General features: G+C 63.3%; 19 protein-coding genes and 2 tRNA genes. 15 read left to right on the top strand and 6 right to left on the bottom strand.

The genetic code is table 11. The features are described from left to right. Window positions 1-80 precede the first annotated feature (80 nt). The 5 genes from NKJ01_RS18220 (at window position 81) to NKJ01_RS18240 (ending at window position 6,144) form a co-directional block, all read left to right on the top strand. Window positions 81-2,174 carry an ATP-dependent helicase gene (locus tag NKJ01_RS18220; protein WP_352729885.1) on the top strand — a complete coding sequence of 698 codons (2,094 nt, stop codon included), beginning with the start codon at window positions 81-83 and terminating at the stop codon, window positions 2,172-2,174. A 17-nt stretch (window positions 2,175-2,191) separates the two neighbouring features. After that, entirely contained in the window at window positions 2,192-2,986 is a 795-nt protein-coding gene (gene dapB / locus NKJ01_RS18225; RefSeq protein WP_352729887.1) for a 4-hydroxy-tetrahydrodipicolinate reductase, read from the top strand. 150 nt (window positions 2,987-3,136) lie between these two features. Further along, window positions 3,137-4,150 carry an ABC transporter substrate-binding protein gene (locus NKJ01_RS18230; RefSeq protein WP_352599059.1) on the top strand — a complete coding sequence of 338 codons (1,014 nt, stop codon included), beginning with the start codon at window positions 3,137-3,139 and terminating at the stop codon, window positions 4,148-4,150. A gap of 160 nt (window positions 4,151-4,310) precedes the next feature. Next, the gene (locus tag NKJ01_RS18235; RefSeq protein WP_023761923.1) at window positions 4,311-5,165 is read left to right on the top strand and encodes an ABC transporter ATP-binding protein; all 855 of its coding nucleotides are present in this window, start codon (window positions 4,311-4,313) and stop codon (window positions 5,163-5,165) included. A gap of 100 nt (window positions 5,166-5,265) precedes the next feature. Next, on the top strand, window positions 5,266-6,144 hold the full coding sequence (locus NKJ01_RS18240) for an ABC transporter permease (protein WP_023761924.1): 879 nt from the start codon (window positions 5,266-5,268) through the stop codon (window positions 6,142-6,144). 17 nt (window positions 6,145-6,161) lie between these two features. Here NKJ01_RS18240 and NKJ01_RS18245 read toward each other — a convergent pair whose 3' ends face one another. Further along, complete coding sequence (locus tag NKJ01_RS18245; RefSeq protein WP_352729890.1) at window positions 6,162-7,514, bottom strand: sensor histidine kinase; 1,353 nt, start codon at window positions 7,512-7,514, stop codon at window positions 6,162-6,164. Continuing rightward, window positions 7,511-8,188 (bottom strand): response regulator, encoded by a 678-nt coding sequence (locus tag NKJ01_RS18250; RefSeq protein ID WP_352599055.1) that lies wholly within the window; start codon window positions 8,186-8,188, stop codon window positions 7,511-7,513. Before NKJ01_RS18250 ends, NKJ01_RS18245 begins: the two co-directional genes overlap by 4 nt. Window positions 8,189-8,770: 582 nt before the next feature. Between NKJ01_RS18250 and NKJ01_RS18255 the strand changes: the two genes are divergently transcribed. Beyond that, window positions 8,771-9,028 (top strand): DUF680 domain-containing protein, encoded by a 258-nt coding sequence (locus tag NKJ01_RS18255; protein ID WP_352729892.1) that lies wholly within the window; start codon window positions 8,771-8,773, stop codon window positions 9,026-9,028. 209 nt (window positions 9,029-9,237) lie between these two features. Here the strand turns inward: NKJ01_RS18255 and NKJ01_RS18260 are convergent, their stop codons facing one another. Genes NKJ01_RS18260 through purM form a run of 3 tightly spaced genes read right to left on the bottom strand, consistent with a single transcriptional unit; the run spans window position 9,238 to window position 11,596 of the window. Continuing rightward, window positions 9,238-9,747: a SixA phosphatase family protein gene (locus NKJ01_RS18260; RefSeq protein WP_023761928.1), complete on the bottom strand. Its 510-nt coding sequence runs from the start codon at window positions 9,745-9,747 to the stop codon at window positions 9,238-9,240. Window positions 9,748-9,764: 17 nt separating this feature from the next. Further along, a complete protein-coding gene (gene purN / locus NKJ01_RS18265) occupies window positions 9,765-10,478 on the bottom strand; it encodes a phosphoribosylglycinamide formyltransferase (RefSeq protein ID WP_352729894.1) in 714 nt (237 codons plus the stop codon). Further along, complete coding sequence (gene purM / locus NKJ01_RS18270; RefSeq protein WP_352729896.1) at window positions 10,475-11,596, bottom strand: phosphoribosylformylglycinamidine cyclo-ligase; 1,122 nt, start codon at window positions 11,594-11,596, stop codon at window positions 10,475-10,477. The genes purN and purM overlap by 4 nt, the downstream gene beginning before the upstream one ends. Before the next feature lie 269 nt (window positions 11,597-11,865). Between purM and NKJ01_RS18275 the strand changes: the two genes are divergently transcribed. From NKJ01_RS18275 to hdaA, 4 genes are all read left to right on the top strand, one after another. After that, on the top strand, window positions 11,866-12,855 hold the full coding sequence (locus tag NKJ01_RS18275; protein ID WP_352729898.1) for a methyltransferase: 990 nt from the start codon (window positions 11,866-11,868) through the stop codon (window positions 12,853-12,855). Window positions 12,856-13,044: 189 nt separating this feature from the next. Then, a complete protein-coding gene (locus tag NKJ01_RS18280) occupies window positions 13,045-13,602 on the top strand; it encodes a CDP-alcohol phosphatidyltransferase family protein (RefSeq protein WP_352729900.1) in 558 nt (185 codons plus the stop codon). After that, window positions 13,574-14,782: an AI-2E family transporter gene (locus NKJ01_RS18285; RefSeq protein ID WP_352729902.1), complete on the top strand. Its 1,209-nt coding sequence runs from the start codon at window positions 13,574-13,576 to the stop codon at window positions 14,780-14,782. Before NKJ01_RS18280 ends, NKJ01_RS18285 begins: the two co-directional genes overlap by 29 nt. A 1-nt stretch (window position 14,783) precedes the next feature. Beyond that, a complete protein-coding gene (gene hdaA, locus NKJ01_RS18290) occupies window positions 14,784-15,488 on the top strand; it encodes a DnaA regulatory inactivator HdaA (protein ID WP_352729904.1) in 705 nt (234 codons plus the stop codon). A 233-nt stretch (window positions 15,489-15,721) separates the two neighbouring features. On the opposite strand, the gene NKJ01_RS18295 is transcribed toward hdaA, so the two are convergent. Next, window positions 15,722-15,798: transfer RNA gene (locus NKJ01_RS18295), tRNA-Pro, on the bottom strand. 124 nt (window positions 15,799-15,922) lie between these two features. Here NKJ01_RS18295 and NKJ01_RS18300 point away from each other — a divergent pair. From NKJ01_RS18300 to NKJ01_RS18320, 5 genes are all read left to right on the top strand, one after another. After that, a complete protein-coding gene (locus tag NKJ01_RS18300; protein WP_352487619.1) occupies window positions 15,923-16,228 on the top strand; it encodes an ETC complex I subunit in 306 nt (101 codons plus the stop codon). 46 nt (window positions 16,229-16,274) lie between these two features. Then, window positions 16,275-16,351 (top strand) — tRNA-Arg (locus tag NKJ01_RS18305). Window positions 16,352-16,634: 283 nt separating this feature from the next. Continuing rightward, window positions 16,635-16,859 carry a hypothetical protein gene (locus NKJ01_RS18310; protein ID WP_023761937.1) on the top strand — a complete coding sequence of 75 codons (225 nt, stop codon included), beginning with the start codon at window positions 16,635-16,637 and terminating at the stop codon, window positions 16,857-16,859. Between the two features lie 153 nt (window positions 16,860-17,012). Next, on the top strand, window positions 17,013-17,801 hold the full coding sequence (locus NKJ01_RS18315; RefSeq protein WP_023761938.1) for a GGDEF domain-containing protein: 789 nt from the start codon (window positions 17,013-17,015) through the stop codon (window positions 17,799-17,801). A gap of 183 nt (window positions 17,802-17,984) precedes the next feature. Continuing rightward, window positions 17,985-18,233, top strand: a 249-nt coding sequence (locus NKJ01_RS18320; RefSeq protein WP_352729907.1) for an SLC13 family permease, incomplete at its 3' end; no start/stop codon positions are given.

Here is an 18,233-nt window from a genome sequence, read left to right on the forward strand (position 1 = left end):
GACACGTTTCCTCGCTCCGCTAGGCTATGTCTGCTTCGCATCAACGTTGCGAACAAAGCAGAAACGATGCTTGATGGGCGATGAACCTCGCCACCGCTGATTCGACTTTCCGGGAACCGACCGTCCAGCCTGCCTATCTCGCCCGGCTGAACGATGCCCAACGCCAGGCCGTCGAGCATGGCGACGGCAAGATCGCCGGCCCGTTGCTGGTCATCGCCGGCGCCGGTTCGGGCAAGACCAACACACTGGCGCATCGCGTCGCCCATCTGATCGTCAAGGGAGCCGACCCGCGCCGCATCCTGCTGATGACCTTCTCGCGCCGCGCCGCGTCCGAAATGGCCAAGCGCGTCGAACGCATTGCCGGCGAAGTGCTCGGCCGCGATGCCGCGGTCATCACCGATGCGCTGACCTGGGCCGGCACCTTTCACGGCATCGGCGCGCGGCTGCTACGCGACTATGCGCTGGAGATCGGCCTCCACCCGGCCTTCACCATCCATGACCGCGAGGACTCCGCCGACCTGATGAATCTGGTCCGCCACGAACTGGGTTTCTCGAAGACGGAAGCGCGTTTCCCCACCAAGGGCACCTGCCTTGCCATCTATTCCCGTGCCGTCAATGCACAGGCGCCGCTCAACGAGGTATTGGGGTCTGCCTTTCCCTGGTGCGCCGGCTGGGCGGAGCAACTGAAGCAATTGTTCGCCGGTTATGTCGAGGCCAAGCAGGCGCAGAACGTGCTCGATTATGACGATTTGCTGCTCTATTGGGCGCAGATGGCGGCCGAGCCTGAAATGGCGGCCCATCTGAGCGGCCGTTTCGACCATGTGCTGGTCGATGAGTATCAGGACACCAACCGCTTGCAGTCCTCGATCCTGCTGGCGCTGAAACCCGACGGCGCCGGGCTGACTGTGGTGGGCGACGATGCCCAGTCGATCTATTCGTTCCGTGCCGCCGAGGTGCGCAACATCCTCGACTTCCCCAAACAGTTCGCGCAGGCCGCCGACGTGGTGATGCTGGAGCGCAACTACCGCTCGACCGAAACCATTCTCGCCGCAGCCAATGCCGTGATCGGCGAGGCCTCGGAGCGCTTCACCAAAAACCTATGGTCGGAGCGCAAGTCGACCGACAGACCGAGGCTGGTGACCGTGCGCGACGAGGTCGAGCAGGCCAATTTCGTCTGCGATACGATCCTGGCCGAGCGCGAGGCCGGCACGGCGTTGAAATCCCAGGCGGTGCTGTTTCGCACCTCGCATCACAGCGGGCCGCTGGAAATCGAGCTGACCCGTCGCAACATTCCCTTCGTCAAGTTCGGCGGCCTGAAGTTCCTCGATGCCGCTCACGTCAAGGACGTGCTGGCGGTGTTGCGCTTCGCCGAAAACCCGCGCGACCGCGTCGCCGGCTTCCGTGTGCTGCAACTGATGCCGGGCATCGGCCCTTCGGCCGCCGCGCAGATAGTCGAGACGATGACGACGGCGCTCGACGAAGCGATGGGCCTGGCCGGTTGGCGCCCGCCGCAACGCGCGGCCGATGACTGGCCGCGTTTCGTCTCGCTCTATTCCGGCCTGCGGGCCGGCACCAAATGGCCGGCCGATCTCGAACAGATCAGGCTGTGGTACGAGCCCCATCTGGAGCGCATCCACGAGGACGCGACGACCAGGCGCGCCGACCTGTTGCAGCTTGAGCAGATCGGTTCGGGCTATGTCTCGCGCGAACGCTTTCTCACCGAACTGACGCTCGACCCGCCCGATGCGACCAGCGACCAGGCCGGCCCACCGCATCGCGACGAGGACTATCTGATCCTCTCGACCATCCACTCGGCCAAGGGCCAGGAATGGAAGAATGTCTTCGTCCTGAACACGGTCGACGGCTGCATCCCGGCCGATCTCGGCGTCGGCACCAAGGAAGATATCGATGAGGAGCGCCGGTTGCTCTACGTGGCGATGACACGGGCCAAGGACAATCTCAACCTGGTCATGCCGCAACGCTTCTTTCCGCACGGCCAGGCGGCGCGCGGCGACCGCCATCTCTATGCCTCGCGCACGCGCTTCATCCCGGCTTCGATCCTTGCGGCATTCCAACAGGTATCGTGGCCGAGCGCGCAGGCAGCACAGGGTAGGGCAGCCCGGCCTGAAGTGCGCGTCGACATCGGCGCGCGCATGCGCGGCATGTGGAAATAGTCTCAGGCGTCGGCGCGATGTCGCAACCACCGATCAAGATCGCCGTCGCGGGTGCGCTCGGCCGCATGGGGCGCCAGATGGCGGATGCCGTCCGGGCCGATGCGCGGCTGGCGCTTGCCGCCCGATTCCACCGGCCGGGGATCGTCGGCGAAGGTCTGGTGAGCCGCGACGAGGCGCTTGCCATGGCCGATGTCGTGATCGATTTCACCACGCCGGCTGCGTCCGCCGCGCTCGCCGAAGCCTGCGCCGCGCGTAGCGGGCCAGCACTTGTGATCGGTTCGACCGGGTTCGACGCCGCCGAGCTTGCCGTTATTGCAGCCGCCGCGAAGAGCGTCGCCATCGTGCGCTCCGGCAGCTACTCGCTTGGGCTCAACATGCTGGCCGGATTGGTCGAGCAGGCGGCGAAAGCGCTCGATCCCGACGACTGGGATGTCGAGATTGTCGAGGCGCATCACCGCCACAAGATCGATGCGCCGTCGGGGACGGCGCTGATGCTCGGGCAAGCCGCCGCCGGCGGGCGTGGCATTGACCTGGAAACGGTCGAAAGGCGGGTCCGCGACGGCGTCACCGGCCCGCGCCCAGCAGGCGAGATCGGCTTTGCGGTGATGCGCGGCGGCAGCATCATTGGCGAACACAGCGTCGGCTTCTGCGCCGAGGGCGAGACCGTGACCCTGTCGCATGCGGCCGGCGACCGTGTCATGTTCGCCCGCGGCGCCATCGCCGCCGCACTCTGGGTGGCGGGGCGCCCACCCGGCGAATATGACATGCGCGACGTGCTGGGACTGGGCGCCCCGGCACGGCATTGCGGCTAACCTTTTTCGCCCAGTGGCTGAAAGCCAGCTGAAAGCTTGGGCGTGCCATGACAGGGTCGCGGTGTCACCGCATAACCGGTCCTCAAGCGGCCGGCGAGGAGGAGAATGCGGCGCAGCTTCACGGCGCGTCGCCCAAGTGGAGGAAGTTTCGTGACCGGTTTCATCTCGAAGTGCGCCTTGCGCACAGCGGCGCTAACCCTTGTCATCGCTGCGACAGGCGCCACGGCGGCATCGGCGGCCGACAAGATCACCATCATCGTCGGCGGTATGGAGAAGCAAATCTATCTGCCGGCCGTGCTCACCCAACAGCTCGGCTACTTCAAGGACCAGGGGCTCGACGTCGAACTGGTCAACTCGCGCGCCGGCGTCGAGGCTGAGAACGAACTACTGGCCGGCGCCGTGCAGGGCGTCGTTGGCTTCTACGACCACACCGTCGACCTGCAGTCGAAGGGCAAATACATCCAGTCGATCGTCCAGTTCAGCCAGGCGCCGGGCGAGGTCGAGCTGGTCTCCGCCAAGCATCCCGAAATCAAATCGCCGGCCGACTTCAAGGGCGCCACGCTCGGCGTCACCGGCCTCGGCTCGTCGACCGATTTCCTCAGTCAGTATCTGGCCGTGCGCAACGGGCTGAAGCCCGGCGACTATACGCTGCTGCCAGTCGGCGCCGGCAACACCTTCATTGCCGCCGTCAAACAGGATCAGATCCAGGCCGGCATGACCACCGAGCCGACGATTGGCCGATTGCTGAAGACCGGTGAGGCCAGTGTCCTGGTCGACATGCGTACCCCTGAAAAGACCAAGGAAGCGCTGGGCGGCCCCTATCCGGCGGCGTCCTTCTACGTCCAGTCCGCTTGGCTCGAAGACCACAAGGATGAGGCACAGAAACTCGCCAATGCCTTCGTCATGACGATGAAGTTCATCGCAACGCATTCGGCCGAGGAGATCGCCGACAAGATGCCGAAGGACTACTACGCTGGCAACAGGGACCTCTACGTGCAGGGGCTGGCCGGCGGCAAGGCGATGTTCACGCCGGACGGCCGCATGCCGGCCGACGGCCCGCCAACCGTGCTCAAGGTCCTCTCGACATTCTCCAAGAGTCTGCAAGGCAAGCAGATCGACCTGTCGAAGACCTATACGACGACGTTCGTCGACGCTGCCAAGTAGCGTCGCCCGACGGGCACTGCTTCCCGTCTCCGCTCGCTGAAGAACAACGGTTTGCGCCGCTTGCTTGAATCTAACCGGCAGCGGCACGGCCTTGCCGGACCACCAGGAGACCCGCGGCAGCGTTGCGGGCTCCCTTGCCCCATCGCGACAGGAGTGTGTCATGCAACTGCAACCCATGGCGGCCGAGAAGCTGTCTCAGGCCGCACTGCCAGCCGATGCGGCGATCGCCATCGACGACGTGACGTTGCGCTTCGTCACACCGGACGGCCACATGATGACGGCGATCCGCGATTTCACCATGACGGTGGCGCGCGGCGAATTCGCTTGCGTCGTCGGGCCGACCGGCTGCGGCAAGTCGACGACGCTCAATCTCGTCACCGGATTGCTGCGGCCGACGACAGGCAATGTCCGTGTCATGGGCAGCCCCGTCACCGATATCAGCCGCGACATCGGCTTCGTCTTCCAGGCTGACGCGCTGTTTCCCTGGCGCAGTGTCATCGACAATGTCGCCGCCGGCCCGCTCTATCGCGGCATGCCAAAGGCGCAGGCCTATGAGCTGGCGCGTGACTGGATCGCCCGTGTCGGCCTCGGCCGCTTCGAAAAGCACTATCCGCACCAGCTGTCCGGCGGCATGCGCAAGCGCGTCGCGCTCGCTCAGACCTTCATCAACCAGCCCAAGATCCTGCTAATGGACGAGCCGTTCAGCGCGCTCGACATGCAGACGCGCACCGCCATGCAGGACGAGCTGCTGGGTCTGTGGTCGCAGCAGAAGTCTTCCGTCGTGTTCGTCACTCACGACCTGGAGGAGGCAGTGGCACTGGCCGACAAGGTCTATGTGCTGACGGCCGGGCCGGGCACGGTCAAGAGCGTCTACCGCATCGACCTGCCGCGTCCGCGCGTCATGGCCGACATTCGCTACGACCCGAAATTCGTCGAGATCGCCAAAGTGATCTGGAACGACCTGCGCGAGGAAGTGCAACTCGGCCAGAGCCGCACCTTGCAAACCGGCCATTAAAGCGGGTCGCCGACCCGCTCTAATGGTTTTGTTTTTCGCAATTCCGGACGGAAAACCGCTTGGCACTTTTCCTGGAATTGCTCTGAGAGGAGACGCTGCCATGACCGCCATATCTCCCACCACTTCCCAAGCCGCCGTCCGCGATGCCTCCATTGCCGTTGCCGAAGGCCGGGCGAAGGCGCGGCTCCGCCGCCGGCATGCGCTGGTCATCGGCCTACGCCTGGCTATCCTGGTCGTCTTCCTCGGCCTATGGGAACTCGGTGCCGACCACAACATCATCGATCCGTTCTTCTTCGCCAGCCCGTCCGGTATCTGGGACCAGATCTGGGTGTGGGTCACCGAGGGCACGTCGCAAGGTCCGCTCTGGGTGCAAATTTATGTGACACTCGAGGAAACCTTCCTCGGCTTCGTCATAGGCGCCGTCGGAGGCATCGCCGCGGGCATCATCCTCGGCCGCAACCGGCTGCTGGCGGACGTCTTTTCGATCTACATCAAGATCGCCAACTCGGTGCCGCGCGTCGTGCTGGGCTCGGTGTTCATCATCGCGCTCGGCCTCGGCATGGCCTCCAAGGTGGCGCTCGCCGTGGTAATGGTGTTCTTCGTCGTTTTCGCCAACGCCTTCCAGGGCGTGCGCGAGGCCGACCGGGCGATGATCGCCAACGCCCAGATCCTCGGCGCTTCGCCATTCCAGATCACCCGCACCGTCATCATCCCGTCGGCGATGAGCTGGATCCTGGCCAGCCTGCATGTCAGCTTCGGCTTTGCCCTGGTCGGCGCGGTGGTCGGCGAATTCCTCGGCGCCAAGCAAGGCATGGGCCTGCTGATCTCCACGGCGCAGGGCGCCTTCAACGCCAATGGTGTCTTTGCCGCCATGATCATCCTGGCGGTGATGGCGCTGGTGGTGGAGTTCATCATCACCCGCTTCGAGAACTACGTCGTCAAATGGCGGCCGGCGCCGTTCAACGAGCAGGGGACCTGATCCACTTCGGCATGCGATCAGGCCAAAGGCAATCTTACCTCAACCACCAGGCCACCGGTCGCGCCATCTCCAAGGGTGACGCGTCCGCCGGCATTTTCGATGACCTCGCGCACGATGGCGAGGCCAAGCCCGCTGCCTTCCTCCGTCGAACCGGCAATGCGGTAGAAGCGTTCGAACACATGGTCTCGCTCTTCCGCCGGAATGCCGGGCCCATCATCGGCGACCCTCAGCACGGCTTCGCCGTCTGTGGCCGCCAGTCTCACCGTGACGCTGCCGCCGGCTGCCGAATAGCGAAGCGCATTGTCGACAAGATTGACGATCATCTCGCGCAGCATGGTGCCGTCGCCGATGACCGGTACGGGGCCAGCCTCCTCGAAGCCGAGATCGATCCTGCGAGCGATCGCGGCCGGCGCCTGGGTTTCCAGCACGTGCCGGGCGGCGTCGGTCAGGTCGATGCGGTCGGCGCGCGGCCGCCGGCTACCGGGTTCGGCTCGCGATAAGGTCAGCAACTGTTCGGCCAGCCGCGCCAGCTTGCCGGAGCTTGCCTGCAGCGCCACCAGGGCTTCCTGGCGCGCCTCCGTAGCACTTTCGCGAAGCGCGTAGCTTGCCTGTGTCGACAGCAGCGCCAGCGGTGTGCGCAACTGGTGCGCCGCATTGGCGATGAAGCGGCGTTGCGCCGCCATCTGCGCGCGCACCCGCTCCATGTAGGCGTTCAACGCATCGATCAGCGGCTGAATCTCGCTTTGCGCCCCCGGCACTTCGATCGGGTCAAGCTTGCTGCGGCCTGGCGAGCGCACCGCGTCGCGCAGCCGGATCAGCGGCGCCAGACCGCGACGCAGCCCGAGCAGCACGAAGATGCCGGCAATGGCCACCAGCGCCAGTTGCTGGGCAAAGGCGCTCAGCCACAGCCGTTTCACCATCGCATCATGCCCGGCCGGCGTGACACCAACGGTGACGGATATTGGCGAGTCAGCGCCGGCGCCGACCACCGCATGATTGAATGTCAGCAGCCGCAGCGCGTGGCCGCGATAGACCCCTTCTGTGCTGGGCTGCCTCGGACCTTCGGGCAGGTCGGGGTAGCCGGTCAGCAAACGCCCGCCAGCCGTCTCGACACGATAATAGACGCTGTCGCGATCGCCGGTGTCGAACATCTCGATCGCCGCCGGCGGCACCGTGGCGTCGAGCACGCCGTCGACGATGGCGACCTGCTCGGCGATGGCGCGTGCGGAACCCAACAGCATCCGGTCCGTGACCAGATCGGCGGTCGCCTGCGCGCCGCGGTGGCTGGTCCACAGGTTAATGGTGGCGAGCCCGGCGAGCGGCAACACCACCCAGGCCAGCAACTGCAAACGGAGGCTGCTAATCCTCATGGCGCCAAATCGTCATGACGCAAGAGATAGCCGAGGCCACGCAAGGTGGCGATCTGGACACGAGATCCTTCTAGCTTCTTGCGTACACGGTGCACATAGATCTCGATGGCGCTGGGGTCGGCGTCGGTCTCGAAATCATAGATCGCGGCCAACAACGCCGCCTTGCTCACTGTGCGTCCGGCCTTGACCATCAATTGCTCCAGCACTGCGTGTTCGCGCGGCGTCAGCGCCAATGTCTCGCCAGCGAGCGAAAACAGCCGGGTATTGGTGTCGAAGACGAGATCGCCGCAGGCAACGACAGGCGCGGTGCGGTCATTGGCGCGGCGCAGCTGCACGCGGATGCGAGCCTCCAGCTCCTCGATCTGGAACGGCTTTGCCAGATAGTCGTCGGCGCCTTCATTGAGGCCCTTGACGCGGCCGTCGAGGCTGGCATTGGCGGTCAGCACGATCACCGGCACTCGGTTGCCGCGCGCCCGCAGCATGCGCAGCACTTCCAGCCCACCCATGCGCGGCAGCGCCAAGTCCAGGATGACAAGCGCGTGGTCGCCGGCGGCCAGCGCGTGCTCGACATCCTCGCCGTCATGAACGATGTCGACGACATAATTCGCCTGACGCAGAGTCTTGCCCAGCCAGTCAGCCAGTTCGCGATTGTCCTCGACGAGCAGCAGCCGCATTTCTATCGCTTTCCTGGAAAGCAGGTCACCCGGAATTCCGCCCGTTCTTCGACCGGCACAGCCAAGGTCGCGTCGGATTGATGGTCGTGCACAAGCGATAATATCGATCTGACGCCAAGGCAAATGCACGGCCGACGGGCACCGTGAACCGCAGCCTCCAAACCAACAGATTGGAAGCCGCAAAAACACAGCCGGCTGTCATCCGGCGTAGGTCAGGCCCACACAATTGGAACCCTTTCGGCGCTCAGAAGAGAACGCTGGAACCAGTCGATCCAGACAAATCGAACCGATCGGTTCGTTTTCCGTTGACGGACCGTGCAGCCCTTGGTGAACGACCGGCTCGCTGCACGGTCGCGCCTGCGGTGGTGACGTCTGTTAACAACTTGATTTTGAATGATAAAATTATGATTGCCAAGGCCATTTGTCGAGTTTCAAGGACCGAAATCTCACAATCTTTGGAACATCTTCGTGATTGGAATCCGCGGCAGGGCAAACCCATCTCGGGGAGGTCCGAGCGACGCGAAATTCCTCCCAAGGGCACGCATTAGACGGACAGAACAGAGAACCATTGGAGTAAATAAAATGACCAAGATCGCACTCACTGCCGCAGCCATCCTTGTGGCCACGAGCACTGCTTTTGCCGGCAGCGACAATTACGGATCTTACAACGCCAACCAGCCGGTTCCCAACCAGTCGACTTCGAGCCAGTCGATTTCGGGCCAGTCGACTTTCAACATCGACACCACGCGCACCGGCTCGATCCTGAAGCCCTCGAAGGCACAGGGCGACGCCAACGCCAAGGTGCCGGCTGAGTCTGGCCGGGGCATCTGGGGCCGCTAATCCAGGCAAGTCTTGACTACCAAGTCTTGACTACAAAGAGCGGTGGGCTTGGCCCGCCGCTCTTGTTTTTTGCGCAGAGTAGCACCAGCCGGGGGCGCTGGCCCAAGCGGCCAATCTTCGCTGTCGGCAACAAACAGTTCTCGGCCAAAAATAAAATTGGATTGGCTGGGGTCCGCTGCATGGCAGGCTCGGTCTGCCGCGCCTGGATTCTAGCCCAGATCCTTCGGCCGCAGACAATGTGTCAGCCGGGCGCAAGACAAGGCCGACCAGTCGCCCTCGAAAACGAAGCGCACGAGGGCCGCTGTCGGGAATTTTTCCTCGAGCTTCTTGCGCGCCTTGGCCTCCGATCCTGGCCCGGCAAGCTGGTTGGCCAGATCTTCCAGACCCGGATTGTGTCCCACCACGAGCAAGCTGCCGTCCGACGGATCGACCTGACGAATCTGGCTTAGAATATCCGCCGCTGAAGCGTCGTAGAGCGCCTTGGCGAATGCGACCTTGGGATGCGCAGGCAGTTCCGCCGCCACCAGCCGCCAGGTGTCGCGGGTGCGCAATGCCGGCGACACCAGCGCCAGTTCCGGCAGCCAGTCGCGCGCCGCAAGCTCACGCCCCATCAAATGTGCTGCCTTCAATCCGCGATCGGTGAGTGGACGGTCGAAATCATCGAGTGCCGGATCGTCCCAGCTCGATTTGGCGTGGCGAAGCAGGAGAAGCTGTTTCATCGCCACGCTCTCGATACTCACGGCGTGATGCGCGCCAGATGCTCGAGGTCGGCTTCCTCGCGCAGCGGGTCGGGGGCCATCACCACCGAGGTGCTGTTGTCGGCATCGTCGGCAAAATGGGCAAGCACGGTGCGGCCGGCCTCCATGCGCGCCTTGCCCTCGGCGACCAGCCCCAGCGCCAGCGGATAGAGCCGATGCTCCGTCTTCAGTACGCGGGCAGCCAGTGTATCCGCGGTGTCGCCGATCATCACCGGCACGGCCGCCTGGGCGATGATCGGGCCGTCATCCATCTCGGAGGTGACGAAATGCACGGTGCAGCCATGGATGCGTATGCCGGCGGCGAGTGCACGCGCATGAGTATCGAGCCCCTTGAAAGCAGGCAGCAGGGCAGGGTGGATGTTGATCATGCGGCCCTGCCATTTCTGGACGAAGCCGGGGGTGAGGATGCGCATGTAGCCGGCCAGCGCCACGATCTCGGCGTTGAATGCCGCGAGCGCTGCGTCGATGGCGGCGTCATGAGCCTGCTTGCTGCCGTGATCGGCGCGCGGAATGACCTGCGTGGCGATGCCGCGCGCCCTGGCGATGCCGAGGCCGGCAGCGTCGGCCTTGTCGGAAATGACGCCGACGATCTCGGCCGGGAAGGCCGGGTCGCTGGCTGCCGCGATCAGCGCGGTCATGTTGGAGCCGCGTCCCGAGATCAGGACAACGGTGCGTTTCTTCTGCGCGCTCATAGGCCGATCGAGCCCCGATAGATGACGCCGGCATCTCGGCGCGGCACGATGCGGCCGATCGGCGTCACCGTCTCGCCGGCCTCCTGCAGCACGGCGGCAACCTGCGCCGCCTGGCCGGACGCGACCGCCAAAATCATGCCGATGCCGCAATTGAAGGTGCGCATCATCTCTTCCGGCGCCACGCCGCCGGTCTTGGCCAGCCACGAGAACACTGAAGGGACATCGATCGCCTCGAGGTCGAGCTCGGCCGAAAAATCCTTGGGCAGCACGCGCGGAATGTTTTCCGGGAAGCCGCCGCCGGTGATGTGAGCGAGCGCCTTGATACCATGCGTGTTGCGGATAGCCTTGAGGATAGACTTGACGTAGATGCGGGTCGGCTCAAGCAGCGCCTCGGCAAGCGTGGCCTCGTCGTTGAATGGCGCCGGATCGCCCCACGCCAGGCCGCTGACGGCGACGATGCGGCGCACCAGAGAATATCCGTTCGAATGCAGGCCCGAGGAAGCGAGGCCCAGCAGCACGTCGCCTTCGACGATGTCGTCGGTGGGCAAGAGCTGGCCGCGTTCTGCCGCGCCCACTGCAAAGCCGGCAAGGTCGTAGTCGTTGCCGTGGTACATGCCGGGCATCTCGGCCGTCTCGCCGCCGATCAGCGCGCAGCCGGCCTGGCGGCAGCCCTCGGCAATGCCGCCGACGATCGCGGCACCCTGGTCGGGATCGAGCTTGCCGGTGGCGAAATAGTCGAGGAAGAACAGCGGCTCGGCACCCTGCACGACGATGTCGTTGACGCACATGGCGACGAGATCGATACCGATCGTATCGTGCTTGCCGGCATCGATGGCGATCTTGAGCTTGGTGCCGACGCCGTCATTGGCGGCCACCAGCACCGGATCGATAAAGCCGGCGGCCTTGAGGTCGAACAGGCCGCCAAAACCGCCGATCTCGCCATCGGCGCCCGGCCGGCGCGTAGCGCGCACCAGCGGCTTGATCTTCTCGACCATGAGATTGCCCGCGTCGATATCGACGCCGGCCTCGGCATAGGTGAGCCCGTTGGTGAGCCCGTTCCTGCGCTTGCTCGTTTTGGGCTGGCCCGTTTTGGGCTGGCTTGTGTCGCGCTTGCTCATCGCAATTTTCCTGCTCGTTTGCGGGCTCTTCGCATGAACGGCTGCGCCTCGCAAGGATGACGACAGAATGGTTGGCTTTTGCCCCCGATAAAAGCGAGGCGATGGCGCCCTTGTGCAGAATCTCCTCCGCCCTCGTTTCTCATCGGAGGCAAAACCTCGCATCTCCATTTCGTCTCACCCCTTTGCATCCTTGTAAGTAGTTGTTGTTGGTGCTCTGTTGCCAGGCATCAGGCATCAGGCATCAGGCATCAGGCATCGGGGAACAAGCCATGCTCAATCCTTCGCAACAGATCATGAGGCTAGGGCTCGGATTCGCCGTGTCACAGGCGCTGCGCGTCATTATCGAACTCGGCATCCCCGATCTCCTGGCTGCCAGCGAGCGGTCGGTGGATGAACTGGCGGCTGCCACTCAATCGGATGCTGACTCGCTTTATCGTGTAATGCGACTTCTCGCGCCTGAAGGGGTGTTTAGCGAAGTGCTGCCCCGTCATTTCGAATTGACGGAGGTTGGTGCGGTGCTGCGCTCCGATCGGCCGGGTCCCCGTGACTTCGTCCGTATGATCAACAGCGAGGCCTATCTTGCCTTCGAGCAGCTCCTGCATTCTGTTCGCACTGGAAAGCCGGCCTTCGACAAGGTTTTCGGGAGCCCAAGGTTTGACTGGCTGTCGGAACATCCGGAGCAGGCTGCCTTGTTTCAGAGTGCCATGGTCGCCTTGAGCCAAGGTAGTAACGAGGCCGTTGCCGAAGCTTACGATTTCAAGCCGTTCACGCGGATCGTCGACGTTGGCGGCGGACATGGCCAGCTTCTCTCGGCGATCCTGGCGCGCAACCCTCACCTGGACGGCGTGCTTTTCGATCTGCCTTCGGGCGTCGCGGCAGCACGCCAGGGTGCCGGAGGCGACCTGCCGCGCACCGAATTTGTCGCCGGTAATTTCTTTGAAAGCGTTCCCACCGGTGACGTCTACATCATCAAGAAGGTCGTTCACGATTGGGATGATGGGCGTGCCGCGGAGATCCTGCGAAATTGCCGCAAGGCAATGCTGCCGAACGGGAAGGTGCTTGTGGCCGAGACGCTCGTGCCGCCAGGTGACGAACCGAACCAGATCAAGGGTATCGACGTGGTCATGCTCGCCGTCACTGGCGGCCTGGAGAGAACGCGGACCCAATATGCAAGCTTGTTCGACGCCGCCGGGCTACGCCTTGAACGAGTGATTCAGACCCGAGGACCCATTTCCATCCTCGAGGCGTCTGCGGTCTGATCAAGCAAAGTGTCGCCGCACCTTTTCCGTGAAGGTTAGGGACATCGCATACGCGAGACTGTCGAGATGGCCGACCGGCAGGGCGCAGGGGTGGTTCACACACAGACCTTTGCCATGTCTGGCGCGCTGCTCCCTTGCGATCCTCCTCCGTCTCCATCATGTATCAGAAGCAAACCCGGCAGGCACGCTTTGACCATCCCCAATCTGATCACCATCCTGCGCTTTGTTCTGGTGCCGGCGGTGGTGCTGGCAATGCTGCAGGCAAGCTGGGACTGGGCCTTTGCCGGGTTTCTCGTTGCCGGCATTTCCGACGGCGTCGACGGTTTTATCGCCCGCCGGTTCAACCAGCAGTCAAGGCTCGGCGCCTATCTCGACCCGATGGCCGACAAGCTGCTGCTGGTTTCGGTCTTCGTCGTCATGGGCTTTATCGGGCAATTGCCGCTGTGGCTGGTCATCACCATGGTGTCGCGCGATGCGTTGATCGTCTGCGCGGTCCTATTGTCCTCCGTCATGGCTCATCCGGTCGAGATGAAGCCGCTTTTCGTGTCGAAGGCCAACACCGCCATCCAGATCGTGCTGGCCTCGGTGGTGCTCGGCGAACTTGCCCTGTCGGTTCACCTCGACCCGCTAAGGCCAGTCCTCCTATTGCTGTCCGGGGTCTTGACCGTGGCTTCGGCCGCGGCCTATCTCGTGGCTTGGCTGAGGCATATGAGCGGCTATGGCGAAGGCTCCAAACCGGACACCTGACCAGGAATCAATCGAAGCGGCCGCCGAGGCTGCGGCGGCAGGCGAAACTGCGTCTCTGGCGTTTCGCCGCCAGATCCGCTTCTGGTTGATCAGCGCCGTCCTGCTGGCGGTCTTCCTCTACGTCTTCTCAGGCATCCTTTTGCCGTTCGTCGCCGGCATGGTCCTGGCCTACTTCCTCGATCCGGTCGCTGACCGGCTGCAGCGGCTCGGCCTGTCCCGCTTCATGGCGACGGTGGTCATCCTCATCGCCTTCCTCATCGTGCTGGTGCTGGCCTTCGTCATCCTTATTCCGGTGCTGGCGACGCAGATGGCCGATTTCGCCGGCAAATTGCCGGAATACCTGACCCGGCTGCAGAGCCTGATCACGTCTTTCGATCCGAAATGGCTGGAACAGAAATTCGGTGTCAACGCCAATGGCCTGCGTGACGGGCTGAATTCGCTGCTGACCTCCGGCTTCGGCCTGCTCACCACGGTCTTCACCTCGATATGGAGTTCCGGCGTGGCGCTGGTTTCGGTGGTCAGCCTGTTCGTGGTGACGCCGGTGGTCGCCTTCTACATGCTGCTCGACTGGGATCGCATGGTGGCGGTCATCGACAGCTGGGTGCCGCGCGACAATGTCGCGACGGTGCGCGCCATCGCCAAGGACATCAACACCGCCACCGCCGGCTTCGTGCGCGGCCAGGGCACGCTGTGCCTGGTGCTGGGCGCCATGTATGCCACCGGGTTGACGCTGACCGGGCTGAATTTCGGCATTCTCATCGGCCTGTTCGCCGGGCTGATCTCCTTCATTCCCTATGTCGGTTCGCTCACCGGACTGGTGCTCGCCGTCGGCGTAGCCTTCGTCCAGTTCTGGCCGGACTGGACGATGATCGTCGCCGTCGCGGTGGTGTTTTTCATCGGCCAGTTCATCGAAGGCAACATCCTGCAGCCTCGACTGGTCGGCAAAAGCGTCGGCCTGCATCCGGTGTGGCTGATGTTTTCACTGTTTGCGTTCGGCGCGCTGTTTGGCTTCGTCGGCTTGCTGATCGCTGTGCCGGCTTCTGCTGCCGTTGCCGTGCTGGTGCGGTTTGCCATCGCCCGCTATCTCGAATCGCCGCTTTACAAGGGCCACGGCGCCGCGCCCGTGCCGCAGCTTCAGGCAGATCGCGGCGGCGGCCACCGCACGCAACCGCGTCGCTGAAGTGACTGGCCAACCAACCGACCCGCCGCGCCAGTTGCCGCTCGATCTCGGCCATGGCACCGGCTATACGCGCGACGAGCTCGTCGTCTCAGGCACCAACAACCAGGCTGTAGCCTTGGTCGATCGCTGGCCGGACTGGCCTTCGCAGGTTGTGGTGCTGGCCGGTCCCGCCGGTTCGGGCAAGACACATCTGGCCTCCATATGGCGCAAACGTGCCGACGCGGTGGCGGTCGACGTCAAGCGTATCGGTGACAGCATCGCCAATCTCGGCGCCCGCGCGGCACTGATCGACGATGTCGATAAAGGAGCGATTGACGAACAAGGCCTGTTCCATCTGATCAACGCGGTGCGCGGCGCCGGCTCGACACTGCTCCTGACGGCGCGCCGCTTTCCGTCGGCCTGGGGTGTCACGCTGCCTGACCTTTCCTCTCGGTTGAAGGCGGCGGCGACGGTCGAGATCCATGAGCCCGACGATCTCTTGCTCGCCGGCGTCATCACCAAGCTGTTCGCCGACCGCCAGGTCGAGGTCGAGCCGCATGTCGTGCAGTATCTGGTGCGCCGCATCGAGCGCTCGCTGGCGACAGCGATGCGCGTGGTGGAAAGGCTGGACCGCACCGCGCTCGAGCGCAAGACGCCGATCACGCGCACGCTCGCCGCAGAAACCGTCAATGCCATGGATGAAGGGCAGGGCGAGTTCGAGATTTAGGCTTTTGGGGCTGATCTCACAGCATAGGCAAAGTAGGCCGGTCCAGACAGCGACACCCAAGCATCGATCCCAAGCATCTGAAATTCCTGTTTGCCGAAGTTCGAGCGGGCAATGGCACCCGCATTGCTGCCCTCAGACTTGCACCGGCAACCTGTTGCGACAAGGCCGACTGCCGGAGTCGGCGTCGGGCGAACACGCATTTGCGCGCGGGGCATTTGCATTTTTTCAGGGAGTGGTCGGAGTGGAGAGATTCGAACTCCCGACCCTCTGGTCCCAAACCAGATGCGCTACCAGGCTGCGCTACACTCCGTACGGTCTGTTGCCTATTCATTTCAGTGGAGCATGGCAAGTGCAAAAACCTTGCCGCCATGCGCATTGCGCAGTAATGACGGTCGAAGGGCGGCGATGCTGCCTTGCACAATAACGAGGTGGCCATGTCCGCGCGCATTTTCAGCCCTGCCAAAACCGCGATGCAGTCCGGCACGGCCAAGACCGGCTACTGGGTGCTGGAATTCGACCCCGAGACGCGCAAGAAGATCGACCCGCTGATGGGCTATACGACGTCGCGAGACATGAGAAGCCAGATCAGGCTCACCTTCGATACGCGCGAAGAGGCGGTGGCTTATGCCGAAAAGGAAGGGCTCGCCTACCGCGTCGAGGAGCCGAAAGAGACCAAGCGCCGCCAGATTTCCTATGCGGAGAATTTCCGCTATGACCGCAGGACGCCCTGGACGCATTGAACGGCAGCCAGGGTCAAGTATCCAGCCGGCCCAACGGCCGGCCAGCGGTCCCGTAGCTCAGCTGGATAGAGCACCGGCCTTCTAAGCCGATGGTCACAGGTTCGAATCCTGTCGGGATCGCCAATAATTTCAAAGACTTGTGCCGGTGATCTGATCTACGCCGCAAGTCCTGGCATCCAGCGACTGCCAGCGCCGCAACTCCATGCGGCAGCGAGCCTAGTCTGGGCTTGCAGCCGATTGGGCGCGGCGATGCGGAATTATTTCGTGATCTGGCGGGATTGGAACCTTAGCTTCCATAGCGCGTTCGGGGCCTTGTATTCGCGGTGCCTCATAAAAAGGCAATGTGCGGGGCCGGCGAATGGGCAGGGGCAAAACAAGCGCGGGTTGGGGTAGGAGTATCCAGGTTATGTCGAAACGTGAAATTGGAACGTCCCCTTCGTTGGGGCGGCGTATCGCTGAACTCAAGGCGAGAATGCGGGATGCGGAAATTTCCGACCATGAGATGAAAACGTTTCACAAGGTCGCCGCCATCATGGGACCTGGCGACGGCTCCCTACGGCTGGATGCCGACGATCTGATCGCGGCATCCTTCGTCCTCGAGACGCTGGGCGAACAGGCCTCCAACCGCTGACATTTCCCTGCACCAGCCCGAAATTCTTAACGTGGGAGCCAGCGCGGCCGCCGGCGGCGGCCGTTGCCGCGCGCTATTCAATTGGAGGGAAAGTCTTATCAATTTGTTTGCGTTGGTCCGTCATAGTCGCGTCGACTAACGGAGTTGAACGCGATGAGGATCGATCTGTCGCCGACGAGTTGGGGCAGGGTGATCGCTGTGACCACGGCCGGTACGGCATTCTTCATTGCCGTGGCGTTCTTCGTCGATTCCTTTAATTTCCCCTATCTGTCGCGCGAAGCCGTGTGGCGGGCACAGATGACGGACCTGCTGCTGCCTTTGGCGCTGGGCGGATCCTTCCTGTTTTTCCTCATGTGGAAGATACGCCAGCTGGCTATCGCGCAGCGCGACCTGAGCGTCATTGCCGCGACCGACAGCCTGACGGCGGTGCTGAACCGTGGTGCCTTCTCGATGCTGGTCGAGGCCTATTTGGAGCAGACCCGCAAGGAGGAGCAGACCCGTTCGGGGGCACTGCTGATCATCGACGCCGACCATTTCAAGTTGATCAACGACCGCCTGGGCCACGACTGCGGCGATCAGGCGCTCAAGCTGATAGCGCAGGCGATCAAGGGGCAATTGCGTGGCGGCGATATTGTCGGCCGCATCGGCGGCGAAGAATTCGGCGTGTTTCTTCCCGGCGTAGATCCCTCGCAATCCTGGATGGTTGCCGAAAGCATCCGCCGACGTATCAGGGAGATGGACTTTTCGCCCGGCGGCAGACCTTGCCCGCTTTCCGTCAGCATCGGCGGCGCGAGTTTTACCGGCCCGATCACCTATGAGGAAATTTTCTCCGCCGCCGACAGAAGGCTTTACACGGCAAAGTCGAACGGGCGCGATCAGGTCAGCTTCGATCCGGCGGGGACCGCTCCGGTGCCTCAACCCAGCGTCACCACCGTGCATTGAGATTAGCCCGATCAATTGCAACCGCGAAACCGTCGCGTCCCGTCACAATTGTGGACAAGAACCTCGGACACCCCACTGATTTGTGAAGGCTTCGACGTAGACGGCGCTTTCGCTTTGCCGACATCGCGCTAAAGTGTCCGCAGCCCTGCCGGGGCTGGACGAATCGAGCAGGGCCTCCTTCGCATGACATTGATGAGCGCGGCGGCTCTGCTGATCCTTGTCCTGACTTACGCCGGTGTTGCCATTGGCCGTATCCCCGGCCTGCGTCTCGACCGTGCGGGGATCGCGTTGCTCGGCGGGGCCGCGATGATCGCCATCGGCGCGCTCAGCATGGAGGACGCTTACCAGGCGATCAATTTCGACACCATCACGCTTCTGCTCGGCATGATGATCGTGGTCGCGCATCTGAAAGTGTCGGGCGCTTTTCGCGGC

It is taken from the genome of Mesorhizobium sp. M0276 (assembly GCF_040321755.1).
Lineage (GTDB): Bacteria > Pseudomonadota > Alphaproteobacteria > Rhizobiales > Rhizobiaceae > Mesorhizobium.

Excerpts from the sequence above, each read along its gene's own strand:
- NKJ01_RS18285 (WP_352729902.1), top strand. The coding sequence starts at position 13,574 with ATGGCGAAGGCTCCAAACCGGACACCTGACCAGGAATCAATCGAAGCG.
- NKJ01_RS18240 (WP_023761924.1), top strand. The coding sequence starts at position 5,266 with ATGACCGCCATATCTCCCACCACTTCCCAAGCCGCCGTCCGCGATGCC.
- NKJ01_RS18255 (WP_352729892.1), top strand. The coding sequence starts at position 8,771 with ATGACCAAGATCGCACTCACTGCCGCAGCCATCCTTGTGGCCACGAGC.
- NKJ01_RS18220 (WP_352729885.1), top strand. The coding sequence starts at position 81 with ATGAACCTCGCCACCGCTGATTCGACTTTCCGGGAACCGACCGTCCAG.
- NKJ01_RS18275 (WP_352729898.1), top strand. The coding sequence starts at position 11,866 with ATGCTCAATCCTTCGCAACAGATCATGAGGCTAGGGCTCGGATTCGCC.
- dapB (WP_352729887.1), top strand. The coding sequence starts at position 2,192 with ATGTCGCAACCACCGATCAAGATCGCCGTCGCGGGTGCGCTCGGCCGC.
- NKJ01_RS18245 (WP_352729890.1), bottom strand. The coding sequence starts at position 7,514 with ATGAGGATTAGCAGCCTCCGTTTGCAGTTGCTGGCCTGGGTGGTGTTG.
- purN (WP_352729894.1), bottom strand. The coding sequence starts at position 10,478 with ATGAGCGCGCAGAAGAAACGCACCGTTGTCCTGATCTCGGGACGCGGC.
- NKJ01_RS18235 (WP_023761923.1), top strand. The coding sequence starts at position 4,311 with ATGCAACTGCAACCCATGGCGGCCGAGAAGCTGTCTCAGGCCGCACTG.
- purM (WP_352729896.1), bottom strand. The coding sequence starts at position 11,596 with ATGAGCAAGCGCGACACAAGCCAGCCCAAAACGGGCCAGCCCAAAACG.
- NKJ01_RS18310 (WP_023761937.1), top strand. The coding sequence starts at position 16,635 with ATGTCGAAACGTGAAATTGGAACGTCCCCTTCGTTGGGGCGGCGTATC.
- NKJ01_RS18315 (WP_023761938.1), top strand. The coding sequence starts at position 17,013 with ATGAGGATCGATCTGTCGCCGACGAGTTGGGGCAGGGTGATCGCTGTG.
- NKJ01_RS18250 (WP_352599055.1), bottom strand. The coding sequence starts at position 8,188 with ATGCGGCTGCTGCTCGTCGAGGACAATCGCGAACTGGCTGACTGGCTG.
- NKJ01_RS18260 (WP_023761928.1), bottom strand. The coding sequence starts at position 9,747 with ATGAAACAGCTTCTCCTGCTTCGCCACGCCAAATCGAGCTGGGACGAT.
- NKJ01_RS18300 (WP_352487619.1), top strand. The coding sequence starts at position 15,923 with ATGTCCGCGCGCATTTTCAGCCCTGCCAAAACCGCGATGCAGTCCGGC.